We start from the raw sequence: 12373 nt of genomic DNA on the forward strand, positions 1-12373 counted from the left end.
TGAACCTCTTTATCAAATGCAGATTTAACTTCAACAAATTTAGATTCTATTAATTGTTTAGATAATTCATCTGCTTCACTTTTTTTAGATTCAAACGCTTTTTTGGCTTTTTCTAATACAGAATCTTTGCTATCATCAATCATTTTCTTTTGCATATTAGCTTCAGTAATAGCATCTTCTAAATCCTTTGCAGCTCGGTCATATTGATCCTTTGTAGTTTTATCATTAATTAAATTGGTGTTTCTTTGAATAGTTCCATCTATTTTTTTCTTAACTTCTTCATATTTTGAATCAACTAATATAGAAGACAATTTCATAGCTTGCCGCAACTTTGCATTATATCTATTTTTAGAATTTTCCTTTTCTTTAATATCTGGGACTGGTTCAAAATTTTGTATGATTGCTTCATATGAACTAACTAATTGCGAAATAGCATTTTCAAAATTAGTATCATCCACGTTTTGCCCAATAAGAACCTTATTAGCTTCTTCGATAGCTTGTTTAATAGCAACCTTTTGTTCTTCACTAAGTCTTTTATTAGTTACCAATTCTTCTTGAATTTCTTTAATCTTTTTAATCAGAGCGTTTCTTGGTTTTTGTTTAATAGTTGTAGAAATAGAAATTCCTACTGATGCAATAATAGCACCCACATTAAGGGTACATAATGTTATTAATAATTTACTAGATTTTCGCATTCTTTAATACCTTTATGAAAGTTTAAGTTGTAATTTAATTATATATATTATATATTGTAGTACAGAGTGAAAATAATCATTATTTTCTAACTTGTTTTGGAATTTTTTTTAAAGAAAATTTAGGGTTTTCTTTAGGTTTAATGTAAAAATCTAATTTATAGTTATTTTTATAGTTTTTTATATTAGCTAATATATTTTAAATATCTACTAGCAGTTAAACTAACGCCAATAACTTATTTGAGTCCTTAAAAAAATAAATAAAATACAGATTTCTCTGTATTTATAGTTTTTTATTTTGTTCTGCCAATTTCTTTTTTAAAACAACTTCTTCAATAATAGTATATTTCTTTTCGTTTGTTTTTTTAAACTTGATTTCTGTGTCAATTGGTTTAACGTCAATATTATTGACAATCAATGAAAGCAAATTATCTCTAAATTCAACAATCCCACGATCGATGTAAAAAATCCGGTTATTATTATCTTGATCTTTAATAATTATTTGTGAGGGAACTAATGCCGCTAAAAATGGAACAGCATCTTTCATTAGACCAATTTGCCCCTCAGTAGTGGTAAATGTTACGATACTACCTTTACCTTGATAATATACACAATTTGGCGTTGTTATAACTATTTCAATTAATTTATCATTCATAGCTATTTGTCAAATACATATCCAAGGTTTTTAGCTTTTTCAATAACATCTTCAATAGTACCAACATATAAAAATGCTTCTTCTGGTAGATCATCATATTTTCCACTTAAAATTTCTTTAAATGATCTAATGGTATCTTGTAATTTAATGTATCTACCCTTTATACCACTAAATTTTTCAGCAACAAAAAATGGTTGGGACAGGAAACTTCTTATTCTACGTGCTCTAGCAACAACCTTCTTGTCTTCCTCTGATAATTCATGCATACCCAATATTGCAATAATATCTTGTAATTCCTTAAATCTTTGCAAAATATTTTGTACTTCTCTCGCAGTATTGTAATGATCTAAACCAACGATATTAGGATCCATCATACGTGAATTAGAACCCAATGGGTCAATAGCAGGATAAATACCTAATGCTGCAATATCACGATCTAAAACAGTTTTCGCATCTAGATGAGTAAATGTGGTCGCAGGAGCAGGGTCAGTAAGGTCATCAGCAGGAACATAAACTGCTTGAACAGATGTTATTGATCCCTTATTTGTAGAAGTAATTCTTTCTTGCAATTGCCCCATTTCGACTGCTAATGTTGGTTGATACCCAACGGCAGAAGGCATTCTACCTAGCAATGCCGAAACTTCTGAACCTGCTTGGGTAAATCTAAAGATATTATCAATGAATAAAAGCACATCTTGGCCCATTTGATCACGGAAATACTCGGCCATAGTTAGTGCAGTAAATGGTGCTCTCATTCTAGCGCCTGGAGGCTCATTCATTTGTCCAAATACTAATGCAGTTTTATCTAAAACACCACTTGCCTTCATTTCATGGTATAAGTCATTACCCTCTCTTGTTCTTTCGCCAACACCAGCAAATACTGATAAACCACCATGTTGTTTTGCAATATTATTAATCAATTCTTGTATTAAAACAGTTTTGCCGACACCAGCCCCACCAAAAAGACCAATTTTTCCACCTTTAATGTATGGTATTAATAAGTCAATAACCTTAATACCAGTTTCAAATATTTCCAAAGTGGATTTTTGTTCTTCAAAACTAGGTGCGCTTCTATGGATAGGCATTTGTTGCTCAAAATCGCCTCCTAGCAAGTCAATAGGTTGACCTAAAACATTAAACATTCTTGAAAGAATTTCCTTACCAACAGGTGCAGTAATTGGTCTTTTAAGGTCCAATACCTTCATGCCACGTCTTAAACCAATGGTTAAACTCATGGCTATTGTTCTTACAGTGTCATTACCAATATGTTGAGCAACCTCAAGAATTTGTTTGTTGTTAGGGTTTTTTTCATCAATAACTTCCAAGGCGTTAAGCATTTTAGGTGCAGTGCCTTCCTTAAATCTGACATCAATAACAGCACCAAGAATTTGGGTAATAACACCATAATTTAATTCATTATTTTTTTTATTAGTCATTTTCTTTATCCTTTCTTTAAGATCCGACACCATTAACAATTTCAGTCAATTCTTGTGTTATCTTTGATTGACGCGAACTATTATATTCAATTTTTAATTCATCAATAAGGTCCTCGGCATTATCAGAAGCCTGTTCCATTGCTGTTCTTCTTTGACTAGTTTCTGCCAATTTTGCATTAGTTAAAGCATGAAAAATAGATGCTTCAAAGAATATTCTAAATGAGTTAATTAAAATGGTTTCAGGGTTGGGCTCAAAAACAATCTCCCTGATCCCTTTATCTTGGTGAAAACTTTGGTTATTTTTTTCGATTTTGCCAATCGTGTTTGCTGAAATTGGAAAAATTTCTTGAACGACAGGATCAGCCTTTAATGGGTTTTCATAATTGGTATAAATTAATTTAACTGAATTTAAAAGTGATATTTCTAAAACATCATAAATCTTATTTGAAATCACTTGAGCTATTTCATATGTTGGATTATCACCGATTTGTGTTAAGGTTTGGATAATGTGATATTTTTTATTTTTTTCAATTAGGCTTAACAATTTAGAGCCAATAACAATCAAAATATCTTCACCTGTAACAACTTCATTTATCATTTTATACATTTCGGAATTGAATGATCCACATAGACCTAAATCACTCCCAAAAATAATATATAAATTACGACGATTGCTAAATTTTCATGCATGCTTATTTAATAATTTATCAATATCCTGCGTTGAATTTTTTACAAGATTAATAAAAATAGCTTCAACATTTTTAAAGTAAGATTTAACCTCACTAATTTTGTTTTTAATTTTTGAAAACTTAGCAGTGGCTACAAGTTCCATAGCCTTCGTTATTTTTTTGGTAGAATTAATTGAATTAATACGTTGCTTTATTTTTTGCAAGCTTTCCATGGTAATTCAGGGATAGGCATAAAGTTTTCGGGATTATATAGGGGAATAGTCTTTATAAACAAGTCATTAAATAAAATGATTTGATTATAAATTTCTTCAATTAATTCATTAGTTCAATCATTAGATTCATCGATCTTTCTCATGATTTTTATTGCTTTAGGTTCTGTTGCAAAATAAGTTAGAATTTCTTGACGATATTTAATAATGTTGTTTTTAGGGATTACATTAATTAAGCGATACTTAGCAAGGAACAATAAGATAATTTGTTGACCAGGAGAATATGGTGAAAATTGTGACTGTTTCAACAACTCATAGACCTTAGCACCATGTTCCAAAATAATTCTTGTATTTTGGTCTAAATCAGAACCAAATTGTGCAAATGCTTGCATTTCATTATATTGAGCTAATTCTAGCTTTAAACTTGAAACCACCTTTTTAGTCATTTTGGTTTGCGCGGCTGAGCCAACTCTACTTACAGAATAACCAATATCAATTGCAGGTCTTTGTCCAGAATTAAATAAAGATTCTTTGGTAAAAATCTGACCATCAGTAATTGAAATAACATTAGTTGGAATATATGCTGAAATATCTTCAGCTTGCGTTTCGATAATTGGCAAGGCAGTTATTGAACCACCACCATAATCGTTATTTAGTTTTGCAGATCTTTCTAGTAATTGCGAATGTAGATAAAAGACGTCACCAGGATATGCTTCACGGCCGGGAGGTCTTCTCAATAATAAAGATAATGTTCGATAGGCAACGGCATGTTTTGATAAGTCGTCATAAACTATTAAAACACTTTTACCTCTTGCCATTCATTCCTCAGCAATAGTTACACCAGTATAGGGTGCTATATATTGCAATGGCGCACTTTCAGAAGCTGATGCTGCAATGATAGTTGTGTATTTCATTGCATCATTCTTTTCAAGCTGATCAACAATTTGGGTAATTGTTGAATTTTTTTGGCCGATAGCCACATAGATACAATAAACATCTTTGCCTTTTTGGTTTAATATCGCATCAATGGCAATGGCTGTTTTTCCTGTTTGTCTATCACCAATAATTAGTTCACGTTGTCCTTTTCCAATAGGAATTAAAGCGTCAATTGCCAAAATACCAGTATGTAAGGGTTCTGAAACTTCCTTACGTGTCATAACACCAGGCGCAATTTTGAAAATTGGTCTCTTTATTTCGCTATTAATTTTACCCTTACCATCAATTGGTAATGCTAGGGCATTAATAACACGGCCCAATAAAGCGTCACCCACTTGAACCGAGATAACGTTGTGTGTTCTCTTGACATGTGAATTTTCCACAATATTACGATCATCGCCAGTAACAACAACACCAACCAACTCTTCTTCAAGATTTAAGGCCATACCAACAATACCGCAATCAAATATTACTAATTCACCATATTCAACATTAGTTAAACCACTAACTAGAGCAATACCGTCACCAACAGTAATAACTCTACCTACTTCATCATAACTAACAGTTTCGTTGAAATCTTTAATTTGATTTTTAATGATAGCTGATAAATCACTGGGTTTTAAAGCCATATCTTTCCTTTCATTATTCTAATGATTTTATCTTGTTTAATTTTCCCAAAACAGAGTTATCAATCAAGTACTCGTCTACTTTTATTCTTATTCCACCGATTAAATCAGGGTCTATATGATTAGTTAAAGTAACTTTTGCATTTAGATCAGATGAAATCTTTTTTTCAAGGTTTTTCATCTTATCAGTACTTAATGGTTTAACTGAATATACATAACCATACTTAATATTTAATTTTTCATTTGCTAATTCAATAAAGCGATGAAATATAATATCCATATATTTAACAATATGTTTTCTGGTTGCTAATTTAATAATATTTAATATATATGGATGGTATGAATCAAAAGCCTCACTAATTAACATAAACTTTTGTTCTTCCGTTATATCAAAAGAATTTAAGATTTTTAAATAATCTTTATTTTGTTTCAAAACCTTAATAATGTCAGCAGTCTGATTAGTAATTTCCTGAAGTTGATCAGACCCATTAGCTAAATCATATAAGGCAAATGATCAATTATTAATTACTTCATTTAATTCAGTCATATCTATTTCTTAATAACCTCATTAATCATTTTGACATTATCAGCATCTTTTATTTCACGGCCAATAATTTTTTTAGCAATTTCAACAGCATTTTCCATAATAATTTTCTTTTGCTCTTTGCTGAATTCAACACGCTTTTTATTAATCAAAATTTCTGCTTGTTCTAACATCATTTCAGCTTTTTTCTTTGCAATAGCTGAACCACTATTTACAATTCTTTCACTTTCAGCTTTTGCATTATTGATAATAGTTCTTGCCTGATTAGTAGCCTCAATTATTTTTAAATCATGTTCTTCTTGTATTTTTAGTGCTTCATCTTTTGCTTTGATTGAAGCATCAATATTACTTTGAATTAATTCTTGACGCTTTTTAACCATTTTCTTAATTGGTTTGTATACCAAAAAAGTAATAATAATGGTTATTAGCATTAACACAATTAAAGAAAAAACAAATAGAGGCCAATTAAATGTTAAGCCAGAGAAGGTTTTTTCTAATTCTTCACTAACCCCCCCTTTACCTTCAGGGGCTTTCATAAGATAAGTTAATACTCTCATATAAATCAAAAAATAATTTAACTATACAAAGATTAATAATAAAGCAATAACTAAACAATAAATTGATGCAGTTTCAACAATAGCTAAACCTAAAATTAATAAAGTACGAACTTTAGATAAAGCTTCTGGGTTTCTACCAACAGCTTCACAGGCTTTAGCAACGGCCATACCTTGACCAATCGAAACAAATCCAGCTCCAAAGATTGCTAACCCGGCACCTAACATTGTTAAACCGTATGCAAAGGGGTAATTTTGACCGCTAGCATCACCGGCTTTACTTGGGTCAAATCTATTAATAACATCTGAAATTTTATCTAATTTATCAATCATTTTTTTCTCCTATATTTTTAAAAATATTTTAATTACTTTCTTGAATTAATTGTTTATTAGCGATAATTTTACTTTTTCAATCTCTAATTTTTTTCTTATGTTTTTCCTTAACGTCTTCCTCAGCTGCTTGCGCCCAATATGACATTGTCAACACTACAAAAACAAATGCTTGAATAATACCATCAAATAAATCAAAATAAAGATTAAATGCCGGCAATACCACAACACCAAATGGATTGAATGTCGAAGCTTCAGCACTAACATCAAGACCAATAATTTTTGCTCATATATTGTTTAAGAAAATTGTTGCCAATGAAACAAGAACAACTCCCCCAATGATATTTCCATATACCCGGAAAGTCATAGAAACAATTGGTGAGAAATTTGAAGCAAATTCTAATGGATTTAGCAATTTAATAATATGCTTAATTTTGTTATAAGCTATCCCAACACCAGCCGTTCCTAATCAAGACACCACTGTGGCAGCTAAAACCGCAGATAAACTCGAGCCAACCGGAGCAAAACCAACTAATGATAATATGTTTCCAAAGAACATAAACACAAATAATGATATTAAGTATGGATTTGCTTTATCAAACTTCGATTCATGTGTATCACTAAAGAAATTATCTCCGCCGATAATAGCTGTTTCAACTAGGATTAAAGCAGCATTAGGTGCCTTGTCAACTTTTTGTCGTTTTACTGCTACATAAATTAAAACTGACAAAATAAGAACAATAAAAACTAAGGATATTAATGAAAATATTTGATTACTATTAATTTCTGTCGAACCAAATCAATTAATTTTTAGTAATTTATCCATTTAGCTCCTTTCTTTTATTAACCATAGTAACAACGGCCCACACTATTGAAAAAATGGACAATAGAATATAAGGTGCTGTCATTGTGATTGTATTAAATGGAAAAAAAGCAGCATTTAAACCGGGATAGTCTTTGTGAAGGTAAGTATTAATATAAATAAAAATAGCAAATATTGCTCCATTAAAAATATTCAATGCAAAAAATATAAGAACAGAAATAAGCATCCTTATTTTATAATGTTTTTTACCTTGAACATTAATACTATTTTTCACAATTTTTAGGATCACATATACTGATAATAAAAATAATAAAAAACTAACTATACCCACTAAATACCCTAACAATAACGAGTAGTCAAAAAATGACATTGATGAAAATATTAACAACAACGCAACATTTAATGTAGTATAAGTTATTCAAATTTTTTTTCCATGTGTTTTATTCATGCTCAAGTGGTTATTTTTATATTTTAATAACCTAATGTAAAATTATATTACTTTTGAATTTTTTGTTTTTATAAATATATTCACAAAATAATGCCAAAAAATATACATCCTTAAAACCTAAAATTAAATATGAAAAAATAGTTTTTTAGCACTTTAAGTAGTAGAGTGCTAAATTATGTTATAATTAATATATATTTAAATTAAGGAGGTCGAAATATGCATGCATCATGAACACCTGCAGAGGATAACAAAGAAGATAAAGACCCATTATTAAAATATGGCCGCAATCTTACTGAACTGGCTTTGGAAGGAAAACTAGAACCAGTTATAAATCGCGACGAAGAAATAAGATCATTAGTAAGAATCTTATCTCGCAAGACAAAAAATAACCCAGTTTTAATTGGGGAACCAGGCGTTGGAAAAACAGCAATTGTTGAAGGATTAGCTAAAAAAATCATTGATAACCAAGTGCCTGAGAATTTAAAAAATAAAAAAGTATACGAGCTTAACATTTCATCTATTGTTGCAGGAACACAATTTCGAGGTCAATTTGAGGAAAGAATTGAAGCTATTTTAAAAAGAATTAAAGATTCTAATGGCGAAATTATTCTTTTTATTGATGAAATTCATATGATCGTCGGAGCTGGTGGAACAGGTGATAGTAGTATGGATATAGGTAACATGTTAAAACCAATGATGGCAAGAGGACAATTACACCTAATTGGCGCTACCACTCTCGACGAATACAGAAAACACATTGAAAAAGATTCTGCTCTCGAGAGAAGAATGCAAAAGATTTTTATTAATGAACCAACTATTGAGGACACCATTACCATTTTAAGAGGGATCAAAGAACGACTCGAAACTTTTCATGAGGTAAAAATCAAGGATGAGGCCCTAGTAGCCGCAGCAAACCTGTCGGCCAGATATATCCAAGATCGTTTTCTACCTGATAAGGCAATAGACCTAGTAGATGAAGCCTCAGCATCTATTAAAACAGAAATGAAATATATTCCCGAGCCAATTGAAAAACTAAATTATGAAATAACTAAACTGGAGATCGAAAAGGCAGCAATAAAAAACTCTGTTGGTAAAGAAAATAACAACAATAATGACCGCATAAAACAAATAAATGAACATCTAACCAAAATCAAGGCAGAGCATAAAAAGTTGTCTAGTCAATGAGAAGAAGAAAAAAATTTAATTGCTAAACTATCCTCACTAAAAGACAATATTGAAGATTTAAAAAGACAGCTAAACACATTACAAAATGAGGGCAAATACCTTGAAGCTTCAAAAGTTATGTATGTTTTATTACCAGAACTTGATGATTCAAAAAAAGAAGTTGAAAACAAACTAACCAATTTGCCAAATCGTTTAATAAGAGAAACAATTGATGAGGAAGAAATTGCTGAGGTTGTGAGCAAATGAACTAAAATACCGGTAACAAAATTGCTTGAAAAGCAAAAAAATAAACTTCTTAAATTAAGTGAAAATCTTGCATTAAGGGTTAAGGGTCAAATCAATGCTATCAACCTAGTTTCTGAAGCTATCAAAAGAGCTAAAGCTAATATCAATGATCCTAATCGACCTATTGGTTCATTTCTATTTCTAGGGCCAACAGGTGTAGGAAAGACAGAACTTGCTAAAGCATTAGCACTCAATCTATTTGACAATGAAAACAATATTATTCGTTTAGATATGTCCGAATATATGGAAAAACATAGCATATCAAAACTAATCGGTTCACCCCCAGGATATATTGGCTATGATGATAATGGTGGTCAATTAACAGAAAAGGTAAGACAAAACCCTTATTCAATAGTTTTATTTGATGAAATCGAAAAAGCCCATGCTGATGTTCTAAATATTCTTTTGCAAATATTGGATGACGGGATACTAAGCGACAATAAAGGTCGAAAAATAAATTTTCGAAACACAATAATTATAATGACCTCAAACATTGGATCAGAACAAATTATGACAAAAATTCCTAGCAAGGATGAAATTATAAAAATCTTGTTAACTAAGTTTAAGCCGGAATTTATTAACCGTATTGATGAAATTGTTCCATTCAATAAATTGAGTAACTCAGTCACAAAAGAAATTGTTGATTTAGAATTAAAAAAACTAGCCAACCGTATTTCGATAAATATTAAATCTGAGTTGCAATACGATCAAGGAGTTATCGACTATATTGCAGATAAGTCATATAACACAGCTTTTGGTGCTAGGGTTATTAGAAGATTTATTCAAAACAATATCGAAAATAAACTTGCAGATTTTATATTACGCAACTCAATAGAAGAAGATTCGATTATTTATCTATCAATTGTAAACAATGAAATTAAAATAGAAATAGATCATGAAGGTAATTAAAAAAATACAAGGCAATTAGCCTTGTATTTTTATATGGTACATCCTGTGGGGATCGAACCCACGACCCAGGGATTAAGAGTCCCTTGCTCTACCTGCTGAGCTAAGGATGCATTTAAAATAATACCTAATAAATTATAAACAAATATCTTTGATGATATTAAAAAAAATAATTATTTATTGCAAATAAATGTAAGACTTTTCAGGAATACAATAAATTAAACCAATTTTATTAATATTTCGCAAGACATAAAATACTATGAAATAATTAAAAAAGTCTATTAAAAGATTAAGTTTTAATATAAAAAGCAATATAAATCATGTTTATATAATCCGAGGCCTTCAATATAATATAAAAACCTACAAAATTTAGTAAAATTTTTTAGTTACATACTGATATATTTTAAGGAGTTTACTATGCTAGATGTTTGTGGGATAAGCAAAATCTTTCCAGATAAAAAATTATTTACCAATATCAATCTGAAATTCTTGCCTGGAAATGTGTATGGAATAATTGGGGCTAATGGTGTAGGAAAATCTACTTTTCTAAAAATTTTAAGTGGCGAGATCGAGGCAACTGAGGGTCAAATTATTAAAGAAAAAAATGCTCGTATGAGTGTTTTGAGCCAAAACCAAGATGAATTTAATGATTTTAATGTTACCGATGTTGTAATCATGGGCAATAAGGAACTTTATCAAATAAATATTGAAAAGAATAAAATTTATGAAAACCCTGAAGCTACAATGGAAGATTATGAAAAGGCAAGCCACTTAGAACAACTTTTTGGAGAAATGGGCGGATGAAACGCTGAAAATGATGCCCAAACTCTTCTTTCAAATTTAGGTATTGAACCTGAAAAATGAAATATGCAAATGTCTAATCTTAAAGCAAACGAGAAAGTTAAAGTTTTATTAGCAAAAGCCCTATTTGGAAATCCAGACATCTTGATCATGGACGAACCAACTAATAGATTAGATTTAAAGACTATAAAGTGATTAGAAAACTTCTTAATGGATTATCCAAATATTGTCATTGTTGTTAGTCATGATAGCGACTTTTTAGATGCAATATGTACCCATATCATTGATATCGACTATTCAGAAGCGAAGTTATTTGTTGGTAATTATTCATTTTGAAAGCAATCGAGTCAATTATTAGTTGAAATGCAACAAAAAACCAATCTAAAAAAAGAAGAGCAAGCACAAAAGTTGCGTGAATTCATTGCCAGATTTTCTGCCAATGCTTCAAAATCCAAACAAGCAACAAGCCGGAAAAAATTATTAGAAAAAATTGTAATTGATGAACTAAAACCTTCATCAAGAAAGTATCCATATATTAAATTTGAACTAAATAGATTGCCCGGAAAACAAATTTTAAATGTTCATAATTTAACATATAAAAATGAAAATGGAGACACACTATTTGAAAATGTAACTTTTTCCTTAAAACCTGGTGATAAAATGGTTATTGTAGGCAATGATGATATTGCTAAAACCAGATTCCTTGAAATATTAATGAATAGAAGAAAGCCAACTTCCGGGACTGTTGAATGAGGTATAACTATTTCTCCTAACTATTTTCCCTCAAATAATCAAGAATATTTTAATGAATCAGAAAGCATTATTGATTGATTAAGTAAATGACCATTAAATAACACTACACAAGAAACAAAAGATAACAGTGATGCTAGAATGAGAGCATTTCTGGGAAGAATGTTATTTTCTAATGATAGTGTTTTTAAAAACGTCCAAGTAACAAGTGGGGGAGAAAAGGTTAGGTTAATGATGTCTAAATTGATGCTAGAAGAAAGCAACTTTTTAATTTTTGATCAACCTCTTGATCACTTAGATTCGGAGTCAATTGATAGCTTAATTGAAGGTGTTAAATCATATAAGAGCTCATGCATTTTTACAACCTATAATCGTGCTATGATTAAAGAATGCGCTAATGTTATTCTTGAAATAAAACCAAAATCAAGTTTCTTATTTTATGGAAATCTTGACGAATATGAAGAAGCTATGGGATATTAATTAATAAAATCCGGAAATTAGTTT

General features: G+C 30.2%; 12 protein-coding genes and 1 tRNA gene. 2 read left to right on the plus strand and 11 right to left on the minus strand.

Annotation, left to right across the window (positions count from 1 at the left end):
• From ACWXVP_RS02080 to ACWXVP_RS02125, 10 genes are all read right to left on the minus strand, one after another.
• The coding region (locus ACWXVP_RS02080) for a hypothetical protein (RefSeq protein ID WP_456012853.1) at window positions 1–695 on the minus strand (695 nt) is incomplete at its 3' end.
• 280 nt (window positions 696–975) lie between these two features.
• Window positions 976–1347: a hypothetical protein gene (locus ACWXVP_RS02085; RefSeq protein WP_456012855.1), complete on the minus strand. Its 372-nt coding sequence runs from the start codon at window positions 1345–1347 to the stop codon at window positions 976–978.
• A 2-nt stretch (window positions 1348–1349) separates the two neighbouring features.
• Entirely contained in the window at window positions 1350–2816 is a 1467-nt protein-coding gene (atpD, locus tag ACWXVP_RS02090; RefSeq protein WP_438340707.1) for a F0F1 ATP synthase subunit beta, read from the minus strand.
• Window positions 2800–3684, minus strand: coding sequence for an ATP synthase F1 subunit gamma (atpG, locus tag ACWXVP_RS02095; protein ID WP_444705052.1), 885 nt, complete (start codon window positions 3682–3684; stop codon window positions 2800–2802). Before atpG ends, atpD begins: the two co-directional genes overlap by 17 nt.
• Complete coding sequence (atpA, locus tag ACWXVP_RS02100; RefSeq protein ID WP_438340705.1) at window positions 3663–5246, minus strand: F0F1 ATP synthase subunit alpha; 1584 nt, start codon at window positions 5244–5246, stop codon at window positions 3663–3665. Before atpA ends, atpG begins: the two co-directional genes overlap by 22 nt.
• 13 nt (window positions 5247–5259) lie before the next feature.
• Window positions 5260–5790, minus strand: a complete 531-nt coding sequence (locus ACWXVP_RS02105; protein ID WP_456012098.1) for a F0F1 ATP synthase subunit delta — start codon at window positions 5788–5790, stop codon at window positions 5260–5262.
• A gap of 2 nt (window positions 5791–5792) precedes the next feature.
• The gene (locus ACWXVP_RS02110; protein ID WP_438340703.1) at window positions 5793–6323 is read right to left on the minus strand and encodes a F0F1 ATP synthase subunit B family protein; all 531 of its coding nucleotides are present in this window, start codon (window positions 6321–6323) and stop codon (window positions 5793–5795) included.
• 42 nt (window positions 6324–6365) lie between these two features.
• Window positions 6366–6674 (minus strand): ATP synthase F0 subunit C, encoded by a 309-nt coding sequence (gene atpE / locus ACWXVP_RS02115; RefSeq protein WP_438340702.1) that lies wholly within the window; start codon window positions 6672–6674, stop codon window positions 6366–6368.
• 28 nt (window positions 6675–6702) lie between these two features.
• Complete coding sequence (locus ACWXVP_RS02120; RefSeq protein WP_438340701.1) at window positions 6703–7497, minus strand: F0F1 ATP synthase subunit A; 795 nt, start codon at window positions 7495–7497, stop codon at window positions 6703–6705.
• The gene (locus ACWXVP_RS02125; RefSeq protein ID WP_438340700.1) at window positions 7490–7942 is read right to left on the minus strand and encodes a hypothetical protein; all 453 of its coding nucleotides are present in this window, start codon (window positions 7940–7942) and stop codon (window positions 7490–7492) included. The genes ACWXVP_RS02120 and ACWXVP_RS02125 overlap by 8 nt, the downstream gene beginning before the upstream one ends.
• A 216-nt stretch (window positions 7943–8158) precedes the next feature.
• On the opposite strand from ACWXVP_RS02125, the gene ACWXVP_RS02130 reads away from it, so the two are divergent.
• Complete coding sequence (locus ACWXVP_RS02130) at window positions 8159–10321, plus strand: ATP-dependent Clp protease ATP-binding subunit (protein WP_456012857.1); 2163 nt, start codon at window positions 8159–8161, stop codon at window positions 10319–10321.
• Window positions 10322–10355: 34 nt separating this feature from the next.
• On the opposite strand, the gene ACWXVP_RS02135 is transcribed toward ACWXVP_RS02130, so the two are convergent.
• Window positions 10356–10431 (minus strand) — tRNA-Lys (locus tag ACWXVP_RS02135).
• Window positions 10432–10735: 304 nt separating this feature from the next.
• Here ACWXVP_RS02135 and ACWXVP_RS02140 point away from each other — a divergent pair.
• The gene (locus ACWXVP_RS02140) at window positions 10736–12349 is read left to right on the plus strand and encodes an ABC-F family ATP-binding cassette domain-containing protein (protein ID WP_444705050.1); all 1614 of its coding nucleotides are present in this window, start codon (window positions 10736–10738) and stop codon (window positions 12347–12349) included.
• The last annotated feature ends 24 nt before the right edge of the window (window positions 12350–12373 follow it).

The sequence above is a fragment of the Mycoplasma sp. 1781 genome (assembly GCF_053851675.1).